The organism is Fulvivirga sediminis (assembly GCF_016757215.1).
GTDB classification, from domain to species: domain Bacteria; phylum Bacteroidota; class Bacteroidia; order Cytophagales; family Cyclobacteriaceae; genus Fulvivirga; species Fulvivirga sediminis.
Genome location: NZ_JAESIY010000006.1, coordinates 170,103 through 188,431, shown reverse-complemented (window position 1 = coordinate 188,431; position 18,329 = coordinate 170,103). Strand labels below are relative to the sequence as shown.

The window sequence follows — 18,329 nt, the reverse complement described above, 5'->3', positions numbered from 1 at the left end:
GAAAAATTAATTCTAAATGTTCATTTTTAGTCGCGTGGACTGGTTGATGATATTTTTAGAATTAGGTCCTTCACAAAATAGTAAATCAATGATACTTAAATTTTCCACAAAACTCACGCCAAACACCTGAGGATATTCCTGAGGCTGATATATGAAGTTGGTTTTGTAGTCCTTTTTGGGATGTACGGCTGACCTGTAATCTACTATATTTGCTTCAGAGTATTTAATATACGAATTTGTGAACGTAATCGGTTTATTTATCTGAAGAAATTTCAAGCAGATTTTTAATAAATTTAAATTAAGGTCAAAAAGATATTTTTCTCTTTTTTGGAAAATTTCCTCAAAGTGATCTATAAAGTATTCGTAAAATGGAGCCTTGCCATAGGCCGATTGTATTGCTCTAATGTGGTTCAGTAGCCATTTTTGAGAATAATCAATTTTTATATCTTTTACCTTGATCTTTTTTCTGCCTCCTATTACTGGCACTACAAGTCTTTCTGCCTTATTGGCAGATAAGATGTGGCACCGGTTTCTGTAGGATTGCTTTTCGAAATATTCTTCTTGTTCTATTATGATATTATCAAACTGATTTATACAACAAAAATATTCCAGTGAAGGTAAGTAATGTAGATCTAATAATACTGAGCTCATTCAATAAAGTCTGTCAGATTTTATTATACGTAATCATTAATATTGCCGAGTCCTTCTCGTATTATTTCAAATTCATTTTGTGTGCAATCTACTACAGTAGAAGGTATGTTGCCTCCAAATCCGCCATCTATTATAATGTCGACATGATGCTTAAAGTCTTCATAAATAAGCTCAGGATCAGTAGTGTATTCCAAAATCTCATCATCGTCTTTTATAGATGATGTGATTATAGGGTTGCCTAATATTTGTACGATACCACGGGTGATATTGTTATCAGGAATACGAATTCCTACTGTTTTTTTATTGACATCTAATATTTTAGGCACATTGCTGTTAGACTCCAGAATAAAGGTAAAAGGCCCCGGAAGAGCTTTTTTGAGCACCTTGAAAGTAGGAGTGTCCATTCGCTTTACATAATTAGAAATGTCACTAATATCATGGCATATAAAGGAAAGATTGAGGTTTTTGGGTTTGATAGATTTGATTTTGCAAATTCGATCTATGGCCTTACGGTTAAAAAGGTCACAACCAATTCCGTAAACGGTGTCTGTGGGGTAAACGATTACCCCTCCTGATTTTAATACTTCTACGATGTGCTCTATTTTATGGCGTTCAGGGTTTTCTTCGTAGAGCTTGATAAATTCTGCGGGCATATGACAAAAATAAAAAAAATAACGCTAAGACTGCGATATCTGAAGGGATTATGGTTTATTTGAGCTAATAGTAATATTAAAAACATCAAATGAAAGCATTTTCTAAAGATACTTATAGCAAAAGAAGAGATATTCTAAAAAAGAATGTAGAATCAGGCATTATAGTACTTATGGGGAACCAGGAAAGTAGTGTCAACTTTAAGGATAACTGGTATCCTTTTAGGCAGGATAGTACTTTTTTATATTATATAGGCATAGACATACCTGATGTGATGGCTATTATCGATGTAGATTCGGGAGAAGAAGTGTTATTTGGAGATGATTTGAGCATTGATCATATCGTGTGGACAGGGCCTCAACCTACTGTTCAGGAGCTGGCTAGTGAAGTTGGGATAAGCAAAAGTTTGCCTTTGTCTAAGGTGGAAGAGTATATTAAATCTGCTAGCGGTAGAAATGTTCATATATTACCTCCTTACAGACCTGAAAATACAGTTAAGCTGCAATCATGGCTTGGAAAAGTAGCTCCTTCGGAAGAGTTGATCAGGGCTGTAGTGAAACAGAGATCTATCAAATCAAAAGAGGAAGTAGCTGAAATAGATAAGGCTGTGACCATAAGTGCGCAGATGCACCTGGAAATTATAAAGAATGCTCGCCCTGGTATGAAGGAACATGAGCTAGTAGGCATGGTGCAAGGGACGGCAGTAGGAGCTGGTGGTACTTTGGCCTACCCTGCTATAATAACTGTCAATGGTCAGATTCTTCATAATCATTATTATGGGAACACTTTGAAAGAGGGAGATATGGTTCTTTGTGATACAGGTGCAGAAGCTTCTAGTCATTACGCGGGCGACTTAACCAGAACTTTTCCTGTAAGTAAGCAATTTACATCAGAGCAAAGAGATTTATATCAGATTGTGCTGGATTCTCAGAATGCAGCTATTGACATGCTTAAGCCAGGAGTGAAATTTAAGGACGTGCATTTGACAGCTTGTGCCAAATTAGTGGATGGATTGAAGACGATAGGTCTTATGAAAGGAGATACGGCAGAGGCGGTAGATGCAGGAGCTCACGCTATGTTTTTTCAATGTGGGCTGGGGCACCTAATGGGGCTTGATGTGCATGATATGGAGGATCTGGGAGAGCAGTTTGTAGGTTATGATGAGCCTAAGAGCACTCAATTTGGCTTAAAATCTTTAAGGCTGGGCAAAGAACTGGAAGCAGGAAATATAGTAACGGTTGAGCCAGGTATTTATATTATTCCAGAACTGATTGATCTTTGGGGTAAAGAAAAGAAATTTGATCAGTTTATTAATTATGATAAGCTAAATGACTTCAGAGACTTCGGGGGAATAAGGATAGAGGATGATTTTGTGATAGATGAAGAGGGACATACCTTGCTAGGAGAGCCTTTAGCGAAGGAAATTAAAGATATAGAAGCGATTAGAGAAGCATCTTTTTCTTGATGAGATAGAGGGCAATTCATTTAATAGAGGGAATGGTGAAAGCTGTTCCCTTTTTTAATGTATTGTTTAGTTAGAAGAAGTTGTGTGAATTCTATATATCAAAGAGCTTAGGCTAAATAGATTTATGATTTTAATTATTTATTTGTGTTAGGGTAATTTGGGTATCTTTGAAGTTTGAAATAGTAATGCAATAGATAGAGATGAGAAATAAAAAAATATTTGTAATCTTCCTCCTCATATTTACGGTGCTTTTATCATCGTTTACCTTTTATGCGTATCAGGTTATTTTTACTCCGAATATTTTAGTGGAGAAGGATGATCGTATATTTATTGTAAGCGAAGATGAAACTTTTAAAAGCTTACAGGATAAATTACATAAGCATCAATACGTCAGTGATATGGTTTCCTTTAGCCTTTTGGCTAAGCTCATGAAGTATGATGAAAATTTAAAACCGGGTAGGTATCGATTAAAGGGTAATATGACCAATTTAGAGGCTGTCCGTTTGCTAAGATCTGGGAAGCAGGCTCCGGTAAACCTTACCTTTACAAACATTCGCTTAAAAAGTGAGCTGGCTGAGCGGTTAACCTCGCATTTAGCCGTAGGTGAAGAAGAGTTTAATCAGGCTTTGGAAAGGTTTATTGAGAATAATAAAGAAGGGTTCAATTCAAATAACGTCATCAGCCTTTTTATTCCTAACACTTATCAGGTGTATTATGATATTTCTGGTGAAGGCCTGATTGAAAGGATGCTTTATGAGTATAAGCAGTTTTGGAATGAAGAGCGCAAAGCAAAAGCTAAGAACATCGGCCTTACACCTTTAGAGGTGTCTACTCTTGCTTCTATAGTACAGGCAGAGAGTGTGAAAAGAGATGAAAGTAGTAAAATTGCGGGGCTTTATATGAACAGGCTGAAAAAAGGTATTGCTCTACAGGCAGATCCAACGCTAGTCTTTGCCTCTGGAGATTACGGATTGAAACGAGTGCTTAATGAGCATAAAGAAATAGATTCTCCTTATAATACTTATAAGTATGCCGGCTTGCCTCCCGGACCTATAAATATGCCTACCATTCATTCTCTGGATGCGGTTCTTAATTATGAAAAACACGACTATATTTATATGTGCGCTAAAGAGGACTTTTCTGGCTACCATAATTTTGCGGCTACCTACAGTGAGCATATTAAAAATGCCAAAAGATATCAAAGGCAGTTATCTATAGAGCAAAGAAAAGCAAGACTTAATAATCAGAATTAAATGTTTGAGCATAGCACAACAGTACGTGTAAGGTACGCAGAAACGGATCAGATGGGATATGTGTATTATGGTAACTATGCCACGTATTATGAGGTAGGGCGAGTAGAGTGTTTAAGAAGTCTTGGTTTAAGCTATAAGGAGCTGGAGGATCAAGGGGTGATGATGCCTGTATTGGAGTGCCGATCCAAATACATAGCTCCTGGTAAGTATGATGAACAGCTTACTGTAAAAACCTCTATCAAGGAAAAGCCTACAGTGAGAATTGCGTTTCACTATGAAATTTATAACGAATCCGATAAATTAATACATGAGGGCGAAACTACATTGGTTTTTGTTAATATGGAATCTGGTAGGCCCTGCCGTATGCCTGAGGCTATGGATAAGTTATTAAGCCCATTCTTTGATTAGATGAAGAAACGAATTACCAGATTAATAGTCAGATCTCAAACTTATAAAGCTTTTATTGAGCTCCTAAAAGGAATTAAATTTAAGAGGTATGAGGGGCTGAGCTTATATGAGGTAATCATTGTTTTTATAGAAAAACTATCAAAAGATGAAGTCATAGAGCGGGCCAATGGGGTAGCTTTTAATTTTACTATGGCTGTTTTTCCAGGTATTATATTTCTGTTCACACTCACCCCTTATTTACATGAAATAATACCAGGCGTAAGTAGAGCTAATATAATGCAGTTTATTGGGGATGTAATACCTCCAAATATGTATGAGACGGTTTATTCTACGGTAGATGATATAGTGGTTAACACCAGAGGAGGGCTATTGACATTTGGTGTGTTATTTTCGCTATGGCTGGCTACAAATGGCATGATGTCTCTAATGAAAGCTTTTAACTCGTGCTATAAGACTATTGATAAAAGGGGGTATTTTAAGATGAGGCTGGTGGCCACAGGACTAACTCTTATGCTGGCAGTAGTTTTGATCTTAGCTAGCGTACTTCTGGTTATCGGTAATTTTATAATAGACATGGTCAATAATGTGGAGTGGCTGGATATTGAAGAGTTTATGATCTATGTATTCTTCCTTATAAGGTTTCTGGTATTGTTTATGGTCTTTTTTCTTGCCATATCATTTATGTATTATTTTGGGCCTTCTGTGCATTATAACTGGCGTTTTTTTAGTGTAGGCTCCTTTGTGGCCACGTTTTTATGTATAGCCGTTACGTATGGGTTTTCTTTTTATGTTTCAAATTTTGCTAATTACAATAAATTGTACGGATCGCTCGGCGTGCTTATAGCGCTGATGATCTGGCAGGAATTACTATCAGTGGTTTTGCTGGTGGGTTATGAGATCAATGCCAGTATTCATCATGCCTATAGAATAGCTGGTATAGACGCGTCAAAAATCCAGTAAAACAAAATTAGAAAACTATGATTTCAATAAAAACTCCTAATATCAGGGAGACGGGAGCAATGGTATATGCTACTATTAAACGTTTTCCTTTGGCTGTTATCAGTGGTTGCATCGCTGTTTTTGCTTCTTGCTATTTTGTGGATCTGGATTTTGAAAGCACAGAGCTTAAAAATACTTTTTTGAGGCTTATAATGGTGTCTTCTCTCGGTATTGCCTATTTTACAGCACTCAAGCTGATGGCTGAAAGCCTTGGGCAGAGGTTTTGGAAATACGTATTAGGAGCACTGGGGGTAGTGTGTCTGGTGATATATTATTCCGTTATGTCAGCCGATCTGCAGGTGGTAGATTGGGTTCGATATATTTTATTCGGAATCATAGCCCATTTAATGGTTTCATTCGCGCCTTTTTTGTTAGTAAAAGGTAAAGAAGGGTTTTGGAGGTATAATAAAAATCTCTTTTTGCAGATAGTTACAGCCTTCTTTTTTGCCATGGTTATATACATGGGATTAGCTTTGGCTTTATTAGCACTTGATAAGCTTTTTGATATTAACTTTAGCTCTAAGCTCTATTTGAAGTTGTTTTATGTTGTGTCAGGTCTGTTTTCTATGCTTTATTTTCTTGGAGGCATGCCACGGCAGCAAGAGCTCTATGCTGACGAAGAAGCCTTTTCTAAGGGCCTTTCTGTATTCACGCAGTACATACTAATACCTTTAGTGGGCATTTATAATTTAATTCTTTATATCTACACTATAAAGATATTGATTAGCTGGGACTGGCCAAGAGGGTGGTTAGGCTATCTTTTCATAAGTTATGCTGTGCTAGGGATTCTGTCATATTTACTCATATATCCGCTGGCTCAATCAGGGGAAAGAGGTTGGTTAAGGGTTTTTTCTAGATGGTTTTTCTTTTCGCTGATACCACTGGTAGTAGTTTTATTTTTAGCCATCTATCGCAGGGTAGATGAGTATGGTCTTACAGAAAATAGGTATTTTCTATATTTATTGGATTTTTGGCTGTTAGGAATGGCTGTCTATTTTTCGTTTTTTAAAAATAAAAACATCAAGATAGTGCCCCTCAGTCTGGCTATAGTCATATTGCTGTCTTCTTTTGGTCCTTGGGGAGCATTTGGGTGGTCAGCAAGAAATCAGGTAAACCGATTTCAGGGTTTAATAAAAAAGGCCGAAGCAGGAGGTTTATCATTTAATGAGAGAAAAGATGTGTCTTCTGTGATTCATTACCTGGCTCGCCGTAGAAAGCTGGCTCATTTACAACCTTATTTCAAAGCAGATGTAGACTCATTGTATGATCATAATTACAGTGGCTATGCAGAAGTGTTACTTCGTGAATATGAGATTGACTATGTGAATGAGTGGCAGAGAGATAGTACGATGGCAAGTGCTTTTTCATATTACAGTATTAAGCAGAATTATTATCTCAATGTAGGAGATTATGATCAATTTTTAAGTTGTAGTCAGGTAGGCTCTTCTGGCCCAATTAAGGTTGAAGATTGGGAAAATCTGGTGATTGATTCTCTAAAGACCTCGATAAATTTAAAGCCTTTTATTACGCAGCTAAAGAAAAAACATTCTGGGGGTAGCTATGATATGGAGCCAGATCAATTGATGCTGGAGGGAGAAAATGACGATATTAAATTTAAGATTTATTTTCTGTCTGTTAGTTTGCGACGAGATGCGGATGGTCAATATGAAGTGCAAGGCTTAGGATTTAATATGTTTTTTAAGAAAAAAGGAAAAAAATAGACGAACAGTTTGTGTAATTAAAAATATAGTATACATTTGCAGTCCTGTTGGAAATCAGTTCCGGCAAAACAACATAGAGGAGTGGCAGAGTGGTCGAATGCGGCGGTCTTGAAAACCGTTGTACCGCGAGGTACCGGGGGTTCGAATCCCTCCTCCTCTGCAACTAAAAGCCTTCAAGCGTAAGTTTGAAGGCTTTTTTGTTTTAGAGATCTCGCTTTAGGTTATTAGGGCTTGTTAGTTACAGTTTATCATATTAACGAAATGCCTCTTTTGATTTCACTTATTTTATTCGGTCACAGTTAAAATTTATAAAATAGATTTTTATATAGCAGCATATTTTTAAATTCGCGCTTTTAAACCAAAATACAAAACATGAAATTAAAAAAAATGAAATTTAAAGTTGTAATGTTTATAATTTTAAATATGGTTCTATTTTCAGCATGTAATGACACTGAAATCAAACCGAGTGGACAGGGAAATACTTCACATCGATCTCAAATTGTACCCTATCCATTACCTCTACCTGATTTAAAAATCGAAGAAAGAAATACATTTAGAGTAAGTGGGGGAAAATGGCAAAAATTACCAGGCTGCGCAAAGGATATTGCTATCGGATCTGTGGGTGATATAGCAGCTATAGGTTGTAATGGAAAAGTGTATCGCTGGGTTAATAATGATTGGCAAGAAGATGCATCTTCGCAAAACGCATCCTCCATAACTGTGGATTCATGGGGTAGAATATTTGTAACAAATGACAGTAAGGAAATTTGGTTCCGTGACAATCCAAATACAGGTAATAATGGTTGGAAAAAGTTAGCGGGTAAGGCTTTAGATATTGAGGTTTCTGCTAATGGAGATTTATATTGCGTAGGAACTAATCACAAAGTGTTTAAATATGATTACTATAGCGATAAGTGGACTGAGGTGCCTGGATCATCAAGTGTTAGCAGAATTACGGTTGATTATTCTGGAGCTCCTATAATATCAAATTCAAGTGATAGGGTATGGAAATATCAATCATCTAGGTGGGAACATTTAGGAGGAAGAGTTGAGGATATTGCTGCAAATCGAACTGAATTATTTGCAACAGGAACAAATGGAAAAGTTTATTGGTTTGATTTTTTTAAAAATGACTGGGTAGAAGTAGCTGGTGCTCAAAAGGCTGAGCAAATAGCTGTTTATACCAATGATAGTCCCTGGGTAATTGTGGATGGAGGTACGATATATAGATATCAATAGGACAAAACATTGATCCATTCTCGGACGCGTTTGCACGTAGCCATAACGCGTCCGTTATATTAAAGTCTCTCTCACTGGATTTGCAACAAAAAAATAGACAATAAATTAATCACATTTATATTGGTTTTGTTTATTAAATTGTTCGGGTGTCATGTACCCTTGTCTTGAATGTTTTCTCTTCCTTTTATAATAAATTCCTAGTATTTCTTAGTCTGAGACTACCAACTTTTCAATGGTAGCTAGTGTCTCTGACACAGTATTAAGCAACAATATCTTGTCATTTTAAGCAATTATTGTTTAGGTTCATAACATGTCCGGTGGTTACAAAATAAGAAATCAATCAGGTGTTCATTTTCTTTTTCCCTCTTGTTCTAGGTTAAGCGCAGCGGTCCTACGACCTACCATGTGCAAGAGCATTTGCTCGGAATAATATAAACAGAAGCTTGAAGCCACAATGCTCGATTAGTTTTGAAGTATGTAATAGATATAGGGATAAGTACAGATTCCTCAACTCTTAGAAGGAACTCAAAAGCTATTTGAAAAGACTAAAGTGAAGCGGAATTTGAGTATCCTAATCAGAAAAAAATGATAAAAAATATGTTTATAATTTTAACAGCATGTCTAATTCAATTAGGCTGTGACTCAAAGTGTCTTAATCAGGTTAATGATTTTAGTCAGTTTAAAAACTCATCAAAAAAATTTAATGACGTTATTGCTGAGTATTCAAATACACATAAATTGGTTTTGTATGTTGATTCTGATGGTTGTATTTATTTAAATGATGAAATTTATAATTCAGGGTTAAAATCTACAATATATAGTTACCTTTCAAACGCTGAGGGGACTTCATATGAAGTTGTTTTATTTGCTGATCCTTTAATTTTTAATGAAAAATTCGGCGTCATCAGTGACATTTATACTAAGCTTAGAGAAGCATATATGAATGTGTGGCGTGATATTGCTTATCAGAAATTTAAAACCAGGGATTTCAGCAAATTAAGCTATGATGAGAAAGGTTATTTATGGTCTAATTTTCCGCCAAAAAATCTAATTCGATTTGATTACTTAACCGAAGCACAAGCTGAAGCTGTAAAGGATAATGTTGTAACAAAAATCCCTCCGGTAAATCTTCTTCTGGAGGAAGAAAAAGGTAATGGTTTAAAGCCTCGCTAATTATCCCTCTGTTCCTAGGTTAAGCGCAGCGGTCCTACGACCTACCATGTGCAAGAGCATTTGCTCAGAATAATATAAACAGAAGCCTGAAGCCACAATGCTCGATTAGTTTTGAAGTATGTAATAGATATACGGATGAGGGAAGAATTTGAGCGGATGCTAAAGCTATAATTGGATCGTAGCGGATGCTACGACCAGGCGGGTATATGGATTTAAAATACCAAAATTGAAATTAAGTTAAACGTTCATTTCTCTGTATATTCTGTTTTAACGGTCACTTTCACTCTCATTAAAGAGGGCTCTCACCTTTTTGACTTGGGTCTCATAAACCACTTTTTTGTTTCTAATATACAGAGTAGTTCCTAAGAGGGTTAAAATGAATACGGCAATGCAGGCACTGGCAATTTTAATGATAGTAGACCGTTCCTGATCAATTTTGGCCTGTTTTATGTCTCTGTAATATTTCTGAATTTGTGTGTCTAGTAAAACCTGTAATTTCTTGAAATCCAGCTGATCAGCCATTTTTGACTTTAGTTGTTCTTGATTTCTTCGAAGGTCTTCTATTTTAAATATATCGTCTATACTCACCTTGCCGCTTTGGTTAGCTAATGCTCTCTGAGATTTCGATATTAATTCTAATGTGTTAGAATAATAGGAGTTGATTATATTTTCATCTGCAATAGCAACTACATTGTTTAGGATTTCCAGTGCTTTTTCGTGGTTGCCTTGTAATTGATAAAACTCACCTTCAATATTACCTGTTTTTACCAGCATGTATACACCTAACTCTAATGAGGATTTAAGCTCTTTTGCTTTGCTTAAATAATTTTTAGCGTTTTTAAAATCTTTCTTATACATGTAAGCATTGATAAGATTGTAATAGGTTAGGAGTTTTTGATCATTTGAGATTCCTTGATAGGAGATGGATTGGATATAATTATTGATAGCTTCATCGTATTTTTCATCATAGTAGTTAATGTCTCCTTTTTGGATGTCTAAATAGGAGAGTTCATTTACATCGACTTTATTCAAGTGCTCAATAGCTTGTCTAGCCTCATCAACTGAAGCCCGGGCAGCTTCGTATTCATTTGTTTTGGTATAACAAACCGCAATATTAGAATGTACTAATGACAAATGTTTCCAATCTTTAGCTGTTTCGAATATTTTGGCAGCTTGTTCAAAATATGGAATGGCTTGGTCGTACCCTTCAATTTTCAGAAAAATAAAGCCTATGTCATTGCTGGCATCTCCTTTTCTAAGTAGGTCACCAGTATTTTTAAAAAGTTCTGCTGCCTTGAGGTAATGAATTACGCTTTGTTGATAATTCCCCCCCTTTCTTAACAATACCGCCTTGGCATATTCTCCCTTACCTTGGTATACTTGATTGTTAGTAGTTTCGGCTAAAGTAATGAGTTTTTCTATGTTGGCTTGCGCTATCTGAGGATCCGAGTTTTTATTGGTTTTGTATAACTCGTAATATATCGCCAAGCGAGTGTCTACCGTTAGCTCATCATTTTTCAAAAGAGCTTCTAACGATGTGGCATCTTTAGGTAGGCTTTTTTCTGTAATATTTTCTTCTTCAGTATTGCATGAGACGAAACAGAGACATAGAAGAAAGATGACCAGCGGGATTTTGAAATTTAGTTTAAAGGATTTCATTAGGTTAGGTTTAAATAGGTTGAAATGTGGCTAGTAGTGCAAAGTGCTTAACGAGAGCATGATTTAATCATCTCTATCATCTATACCCCTGCCATCAGAAGTGGCAGGATCAGTTGATAATTTATTTTTATTAATCTCATCATATGGGTCAGAGCAGGCATTCATAAAAAACATACCAGCTAACATGGCCACAAGAGAGAGTATTCTTAATATTTTCATATTTGATGTAATTTTAAGAGTTGTAACGTTCAAAGGGACAATATATAAAATTATAGTTATTTATAGAAATTATGTATTTGAATGTGATTCGATCTGTAGCTTGAGTTCGCAGTTTTATCATTCTATTTACTCAAAAAAATAAGATACATTACGTGTAAATAAGCTTTTGGATGACGGCGATATAAACACTAGAATTGGAGAATGGAGGTGTTTGAGGCTTGTATTTTGACTAGTGGATTGAATTTTCTTAAAAATTTTTCAAATAAATTTTACAGGATGAAGCTTGTGAATAGATGCCTGAAGCCACAATGCTCGATTAGTTTTGAAGTATGTAATAGATATACGGATAAGGGGAGAATTTGAGCGGATGCTAAAGCTATAATTGGATCGTAGCGGATGCTATGACCAGGCGGGGGTTTCATCTGGCGAAACTGAAACTTTAAAAGCAGTATTTTCAAAAAGTAAAAATAAATTTATTCCAGTAGATTAAATGTAAGAATGATTTTTAGAAATGGTCAATATACCAAATACAAAGGTTTTCATCTGATGATTCAAACAATAAGGGATGATGATGACAAGATTATTTTAATATGGATTGGTAAGGATTGTCCCTTGAAACAATTTTATTACGAAAAGGCTGAAGATGGCTTTGTGTCGATTATAGATAAAAATGAATTAACAAATGCATACTTGGTGAAGACTTTTGGTTATTATAAGGGATATAAATTTCAAATTTTTTCTAGGAGTGGAAGTTCGGAAGTAAGCATAGCAACCTCCGAGCTATTGGCATATCAACGATTAAGTTTAATTAAGATAGCTGAAAATTGGTTTGGAGAAGATGTTATGCCTAATGAATTAGAATCGACATGGGAGGAATATTTTGAGACTTTGAATCTGCCTTTACCTGATGATATTCAATTAAGTCAATAATTTATAATGTGAATCCTTAATTGAGTTGAGATTATTTGAGTACATATTGAAATATTTATTCCTTTTAGGAGTAACTGTAGGAACCTCTCTGTTCTTAGGACCTGGGTTACTAAAGCAAGCTTTTTTAGAAGAAGATGTTGATTTAAAAAAGTCCTACATTGAATCAATTAATGTAGATTATTTAAATCAAACTAATAGGAATTACATACGGTTCGATGTAAAACTAGATAATAGAAATTATAAAAAGGTTTATTATTTAATAGATGGTGAGCATATTCATTTGATAAAATTGATTCAAAAGTTAGCAGAAATTGATGATGAAAAATCAGTTTATACTCTATTGCCCATTTATGTGAATGATTTAAATGTTATTGCTTCTTATAAGATAGGAAATAAGGGAACTATTGAAAAATTAAAAATATATGATACTTATATAATTGGACGTGGTAATAGTACTGCTAAAAGAATTGCAATGGGATTAGTTGGTGGTTTGATGATAGTGTTAGGGATATCATTATTTTTTCTAGGAACGGTCTTTACTGTCCGAAACCTAATTGTGTATTTTAAAACGGGACAGTTGCCAGCCTTACCGAATATGGTGGAAAATATGTCAAATGGAATCAAGTTTCTGTTGGGTGAATCTTATAAGGATAAAAAATGAAAACATTTTCAGTAAATATATTTAGCTGGATGCTACGATCATGTTGAAGTAATGAATTTACTTTTTTCGGAATGCTGACAAACTCCTTTTTCGATATGAGTTGTCAGAATTATCTCTGGTAATAAAGATTGCCCTGGGGAATCTTTTGCTCGAAATATATTCTTCATAACTTGCCACTTCATCTACTTTTTCTGAAAAATATTCATGCCAAAACGTAACTTATTTATCATAATAGCAATAATCTCTATCGCTGGTTTTACTTGCTTCGGCCAGACACCAGCACAAAGCAATTTATTAGAAGGGAAATGGCGCATTGATGGCTGGACCTATATGAGTTTTGTAGGAAGAGGGCTTGATAAAAGTGAACGACAACATCTGTCTGAAGGGGTAAATGGTTTGATGATGGAATTTAGTTCTGACCACATTTTTTCTACCAATAAACCGGAGGTTTTTGGATTTAGCGACGTTAAATATGACCTTGAGGAGTCAAAATATTTGGTTTGCGATAATTATGTAGGAGAATTTGTAATACATGACCATAATGTTTTTTACATCCATTCCAATCTGATCTTTAAGCTTGAAAAGGTAGAAGACGTTCCAAACGCCAAAATACACCTGGGGGTGAATGAGATACACAGCCAAAATGTGCCGGAACTCACTGATAACAAAATGATTCCGGAAAACGATACGTATTTATTAAGGGAATTGGATGTATTGCCAATATTAAAAGAGTAAAAGGATTACCCTTGTGACGCTTTTTGCCTGGAGAGATTTTTCACGGACAGAATATTGGCAAATTTTGACTACGGCATGCTCGAATATAACGACATGATGTTCAATATCAATTTTGTTATAGACAAAAATGGACATTTTAATTCATTTGATATACGGGAAATGCGCTATTTCTGGGATGAAAAAGGACGGGAAGTGAAAGAAATCGTAGAAAAAGACAAAGGACTAGAAACCGACATGAAAAAAAACATCATGGCCAGTATCCTACAAGTCAAAGATGATTTTCTACCGGCACTCATAAATAATACTGCGGCTAATGCAAAGATCAATTTACAGTTAAGACTAATCTCGGAATAATACCCTCGCTGTCCATAGTCTGTGACTACGAACCTTCCCATACTAACTAGTTTCTCTGACACAGTATTAAGCAACAAAACCATATCCTTTTAAGCAATTATTGTTTAAATTCATTACCTGTCAGGCATTTATAACATAAGAAATCAGTCAGGCATTTGAGCGGACAAGTATTGATTATATGCATTTGAAACTGATGAAAGGGAAATTATATTATTTAAAAAATTCAGGGAAAATTGTGACCTTTTTTTTATTCGTGTTGTCGGGTCCTTTATTATCTCAAGATAAATTGACCTTAAGGGATTCATTATTATTAAGATATAGTGAGAATGAATTAAGGTCAATGACTTCTAGGGAATTAGGGAATGCTGTGAGAGCGATGAGAGGTGAGCCTGTTGCTCCTTTGATTGTTTCTAGTTCAAAAAAATTGCAAACTGATAATTATGGCTTTAATATAATTAGAGATATTAATATTGATTCACTCGAGGTGTTAATTAATAGGCGTGTTTCAGACATTTCTAAGAGGGATAGTAATTTTAATAGAATGGTTTTTCCTAATTCATATGTAGATATAATCAACAGGTTTGAGTATGGTTTTTATAAAAATTTAAGAACAAGAGAACTGCGACATAATGATTATCATAAGTTATATTATGATTTTGAAGGAGATGAATCTTTTAAATTAATAGGATACACAAATAACAGTAGAAGAACCTATTTTTTTGATGAAAGGGATTCATTACAAAAAATAGTAGTTGAGACTGGACATAGTGTGAATGAAGGAAGAAAATATTATTGGTCTATGCCAATGCAATATCAAAAGACTACTTTCTATCTATGGAATGGGCATCTTCAATATGTTGATCAATTAAAATTAGGGGAAGATGTTTTCGAATTTAGTAGATTAAATGACAATGATTCCACACAAAAACTTGAATCAAAAAGATTATATTTTTACAAGAATAATTGTATTTCTTCATATGAAGCAAAATCAGAAATAAGCATAGATTCTGATAAATATGTTGATAATTTGAATTACTCCAAGGTATACTGTAGTAATGAATTGGCAGCTTACTTAAAGAATTATCTAATTGAATTTAAGGAGTATGAGCATAAAGTAAATGATTTTTTGAACTCTCATGAAGGATCATATTTAAAACCATATTACATACCTAAAAATAATGAATAGGATTGAGAAAATGAATTAGTTATTTTCTCTCCTCCAAGAGCCCTAGCTGTTCGTAGTCTGCGACTACGAACTTTCTAATGGTAACTAGTGCCGCTGGCACGGTATTAAGCAACAAAATCATATCCTTTTAAGCAATTATTGTTTAAATTCATTACCTGTCAGGCATTTATAACATAAGAAATCAGTCAGGTATTTGAGTGGACGATGACCAGGCGGTGCCAGAGTACTACTATGCTGGAATGCAGGGCATGTTGAAAATTGAATTATATAAATGAATGGTGCCAAATTTACCGTGTCAGAGACACTCGTGGTATTTACAAATCCTTAGTCGCCCTTCGGTAAGACTAAAGATAGCGGGCTAATGATATAAAGTACTTCCACCATGCAGAGCATGGCGGGAACGAGGGGGGCAATAATACTGATTAAGATAGGTTTAACCCATGAACTGACTTTAGTTCATAAGTGGTCTTTGGTAGAACTTTTTTCGTGCCGTAAGTTGTCAGGCAAAGAATTGACTAAATTATGAAGACCTTTATTCTCTTTTTCCATAAGAATACTGCTTTCAACAGCATTTTTTAACCTTGGATGCATCTGCTCGCTATTTTCTAAAAAATCAAGGAATTCAGTCTCATTTTTAATTTTTGAAAGCCTTCGTCCTTTAGCTGTCAACGAAATAAAATAATTGTCCTTACCTAAAAACCTTACATAACCTTCTGTAACTAAAGTGTCTCTTACGTAAATTATTTTATAACTTTCTTAACTATCTTAACTATCATCATCAACTAAGTGAGGGTTTGTGATATCATCAGTATTTGCTCTCTCTTTTTTATCTAGATATTGAATTAGCTTAAATGCTAGTTTAATGCTTTTCTCATTCATATAATTTGACAAGATGTTGATTAACGTTAAAACCTATGTATTTTTATTTAATTATGAAACCAAACTATAATTATTATGAATAATCCTTCTTTTGTTTTACATAAAACTACATTATTAAACTCTGAAAAATTACATAAGGAGCTTTCAGGTTATTTAAATAAGAAATATGGTGACATAGATCCAGTTTCACTTATTGACGGTCCATCAAACTTATCTGGAGGCTATGCGGAAATAGTTAATTTCGATATAGTAGATGCTCAAATAAATTTTGTGAGGAATTTTCTTCCGGGTCAATTCAGCGAGTACGCATGTAACATAGATTTAAGCATTCACTTTGAATTGTTTAGGAATAATGAAATTCAGGGAACATTAAGTGATGCTGAATACTCTTATGAAGATACCAAATCTCTTGATACCACTATAGAGGTTCATATTCGAGTTGGTTCTAATGGTATAATACCTGACATTTATCTAAAGTAAACATACTTACTGACCTTCAATGACTTAACGTAAGGGATGCGAAGCCGCATAAAATACACTCCTTAAAGGTATTTCGCCCTCTGTCGCCAAATTATTACCAATCCAACAGTTGCTCGGCTCTTGCCGCGTGACGACTATTCCTTAGGCCTCTGGCCGGGTAAGTAGAGATGCATTTGCATAACAAAGGCTAACACCGCTCCCCCCACGCTCCACATAGTGTCCCACCTCCAACATCTCCCACCAATCCACAAAGCCCAAAACCCTCATCAACATACTTCAATCTCTTTGCTCTTAAAACAAAAACTTGTAAGTTAACGCTCCTTATAATTAACCTATTATCTTGAGTTTTTCGGAAGAACAAATCCAGTCTATTGCTCCCAATGCGTCAGCTTTTAGTGCTGGTAAAAAATTAAGTGGAAACAGTAAGTGGGAGTCGTTTGGTAAAAGTGATCGGGTGATCTGGGGTGCTATTAGAGGTAGTGGCAAAAATCCACATCTCACCCAAATTGATCTTAATGATATCGCTTTTAAATGCTCCTGTCCTTCTCGTCAGTTTCCTTGTAAGCATGCCATAGCGTTAATGCTTTTATACGGCAGTCAGGAACAAAATTTCTCGGTACAGGAGGAGCCGGAATGGGTGAGCGCCTGGATGGATAGTCGTAAGGCAAGGCAGGAAAAGGCGGCAGAAGCCCCTAAGAAAACTAAAGCTAAAAGTGCCGCTAAGGATACTGTTGCTAAACGATTAGAGCAGGTACAGGCAGGCGCCGCTGAGCTGGAGCTTTGGCTCAAAGACCTGGTAAGGATGGGCTTGTTGGAGCTTTCTTTTAAATCTGCTAAAGACTTTAAAAAAGTGGCGGCTCGCATGGTAGATGCCAAGGCTCCCGGACTCGCTTTTTGGGTGAGAGAACTCGGTCAGCTTAATTATAAAGACGGCAGCGTTTGGCAGGATGAATCCTTAAAGCTCATCTCAAAGCTTTTTCTACTGATCCAAGCCATTAAGAATTATGATCAATATGACTCACAGTGGCAATACACCATAAGAACCCTTGCCGGCTGGAGCCAATCCAGTAAAGAATTATTGGCTGATGCCAATGCTGAAGTGGTAGATGACCATTGGCTGGTAGTAGGGCAGCTGGAAGAAACCAATGATGATATTGTAACGCAAAGAAACTGGCTGATAGGTAAAAGAAGCAATAGAAAGGCATTAGTTCTTAATTTCTCTACACGCTTTTCTTCTTTTGAATCTATCATATTACCAGGCAGTTATATAGAAGGGCAGTTGGCCTTTTTTCCTTCCGTGCAGCCACAGCGGGCAGTAATAAAAACACAAACCAATGCTGCTGATAAGTTTGATGCTGATTTTACTTTCACTGAAAACTGGTTAGAAGCACACCACAAAAAGACTGAACTGATAAAGGAAAATCCATGGTCTAATGATCATTTGTTTATTTTAAATAACAGTAAATTGATCTTAAAAAATGATACATGGTTCATGGCAGATCATGATCACTATCTTATGCCGCTTATGAAAGGCTATGACATAGACAAGTGCCTAAAAAGTTTGGCCATATGCGGCACGGCTTCCCACCCTATGGCGGTAGTTATTCGCGATGGAAAGGCGATCCCTTTAGGCATATTTCAAAATAACCAATATACCATTTTGTAG

General features: G+C 35.5%; 19 protein-coding genes and 1 tRNA gene. 15 read left to right on the top strand and 5 right to left on the bottom strand.

Going from position 1 to position 18,329, the window contains the following annotated elements; translation table 11 throughout:
- Positions 1–12: 12 nt before the first annotated feature.
- On the bottom strand, positions 13–651 hold the full coding sequence (locus JL102_RS12385) for a WbqC family protein (protein ID WP_202244732.1): 639 nt from the start codon (positions 649–651) through the stop codon (positions 13–15).
- Between the two features lie 23 nt (positions 652–674).
- Positions 675–1,304 carry an L-threonylcarbamoyladenylate synthase gene (locus tag JL102_RS12380; protein WP_202244731.1) on the bottom strand — a complete coding sequence of 210 codons (630 nt, stop codon included), beginning with the start codon at positions 1,302–1,304 and terminating at the stop codon, positions 675–677.
- 89 nt (positions 1,305–1,393) lie between these two features.
- Between JL102_RS12380 and JL102_RS12375 the strand changes: the two genes are divergently transcribed.
- From JL102_RS12375 to JL102_RS12340, 8 genes are all read left to right on the top strand, one after another.
- The gene (locus JL102_RS12375) at positions 1,394–2,767 is read left to right on the top strand and encodes an aminopeptidase P family protein (RefSeq protein ID WP_202244730.1); all 1,374 of its coding nucleotides are present in this window, start codon (positions 1,394–1,396) and stop codon (positions 2,765–2,767) included.
- 200 nt (positions 2,768–2,967) lie between these two features.
- Positions 2,968–4,020, top strand: coding sequence for an endolytic transglycosylase MltG (mltG, locus tag JL102_RS12370; RefSeq protein ID WP_202244729.1), 1,053 nt, complete (start codon positions 2,968–2,970; stop codon positions 4,018–4,020).
- Positions 4,021–4,428: an acyl-CoA thioesterase gene (locus tag JL102_RS12365; RefSeq protein WP_202244728.1), complete on the top strand. Its 408-nt coding sequence runs from the start codon at positions 4,021–4,023 to the stop codon at positions 4,426–4,428.
- Positions 4,429–5,388, top strand: coding sequence for a YihY/virulence factor BrkB family protein (locus JL102_RS12360; protein ID WP_202244727.1), 960 nt, complete (start codon positions 4,429–4,431; stop codon positions 5,386–5,388).
- Between the two features lie 17 nt (positions 5,389–5,405).
- The gene (locus JL102_RS12355) at positions 5,406–7,148 is read left to right on the top strand and encodes a DUF4153 domain-containing protein (RefSeq protein ID WP_202244726.1); all 1,743 of its coding nucleotides are present in this window, start codon (positions 5,406–5,408) and stop codon (positions 7,146–7,148) included.
- A 75-nt stretch (positions 7,149–7,223) separates the two neighbouring features.
- Positions 7,224–7,308, top strand: a tRNA-Ser gene (locus tag JL102_RS12350).
- A 212-nt stretch (positions 7,309–7,520) separates the two neighbouring features.
- Positions 7,521–8,387, top strand: coding sequence for a tectonin domain-containing protein (locus JL102_RS12345; RefSeq protein WP_202244725.1), 867 nt, complete (start codon positions 7,521–7,523; stop codon positions 8,385–8,387).
- 597 nt (positions 8,388–8,984) lie between these two features.
- Positions 8,985–9,560, top strand: coding sequence for a hypothetical protein (locus tag JL102_RS12340; protein WP_202244724.1), 576 nt, complete (start codon positions 8,985–8,987; stop codon positions 9,558–9,560).
- Between the two features lie 267 nt (positions 9,561–9,827).
- On the opposite strand, the gene JL102_RS12335 is transcribed toward JL102_RS12340, so the two are convergent.
- Positions 9,828–11,219 carry a tetratricopeptide repeat protein gene (locus tag JL102_RS12335; RefSeq protein ID WP_202244723.1) on the bottom strand — a complete coding sequence of 464 codons (1,392 nt, stop codon included), beginning with the start codon at positions 11,217–11,219 and terminating at the stop codon, positions 9,828–9,830.
- A 63-nt stretch (positions 11,220–11,282) separates the two neighbouring features.
- Positions 11,283–11,438 (bottom strand): hypothetical protein, encoded by a 156-nt coding sequence (locus tag JL102_RS12330; RefSeq protein WP_202244722.1) that lies wholly within the window; start codon positions 11,436–11,438, stop codon positions 11,283–11,285.
- A 498-nt stretch (positions 11,439–11,936) separates the two neighbouring features.
- Between JL102_RS12330 and JL102_RS12325 the strand changes: the two genes are divergently transcribed.
- From JL102_RS12325 to JL102_RS12300, 6 genes are all read left to right on the top strand, one after another.
- On the top strand, positions 11,937–12,368 hold the full coding sequence (locus JL102_RS12325; protein ID WP_202244721.1) for a hypothetical protein: 432 nt from the start codon (positions 11,937–11,939) through the stop codon (positions 12,366–12,368).
- A gap of 46 nt (positions 12,369–12,414) precedes the next feature.
- Positions 12,415–13,029: a hypothetical protein gene (locus JL102_RS12320; RefSeq protein WP_202244720.1), complete on the top strand. Its 615-nt coding sequence runs from the start codon at positions 12,415–12,417 to the stop codon at positions 13,027–13,029.
- A 204-nt stretch (positions 13,030–13,233) separates the two neighbouring features.
- Complete coding sequence (locus JL102_RS12315) at positions 13,234–13,764, top strand: hypothetical protein (protein ID WP_202244719.1); 531 nt, start codon at positions 13,234–13,236, stop codon at positions 13,762–13,764.
- 75 nt (positions 13,765–13,839) lie between these two features.
- Complete coding sequence (locus tag JL102_RS12310) at positions 13,840–14,118, top strand: hypothetical protein (RefSeq protein ID WP_202244718.1); 279 nt, start codon at positions 13,840–13,842, stop codon at positions 14,116–14,118.
- A gap of 193 nt (positions 14,119–14,311) precedes the next feature.
- Entirely contained in the window at positions 14,312–15,304 is a 993-nt protein-coding gene (locus JL102_RS12305) for a hypothetical protein (RefSeq protein ID WP_202244717.1), read from the top strand.
- 954 nt (positions 15,305–16,258) lie between these two features.
- Positions 16,259–16,663, top strand: coding sequence for a hypothetical protein (locus tag JL102_RS12300; RefSeq protein WP_202244716.1), 405 nt, complete (start codon positions 16,259–16,261; stop codon positions 16,661–16,663).
- A 141-nt stretch (positions 16,664–16,804) separates the two neighbouring features.
- On the opposite strand, the gene JL102_RS23815 is transcribed toward JL102_RS12300, so the two are convergent.
- Positions 16,805–16,936, bottom strand: coding sequence for a hypothetical protein (locus JL102_RS23815; RefSeq protein WP_262896861.1), 132 nt, complete (start codon positions 16,934–16,936; stop codon positions 16,805–16,807).
- 67 nt (positions 16,937–17,003) lie between these two features.
- Between JL102_RS23815 and JL102_RS12295 the strand changes: the two genes are divergently transcribed.
- The gene (locus JL102_RS12295) at positions 17,004–18,329 is read left to right on the top strand and encodes an SWIM zinc finger family protein (protein ID WP_202244715.1); all 1,326 of its coding nucleotides are present in this window, start codon (positions 17,004–17,006) and stop codon (positions 18,327–18,329) included.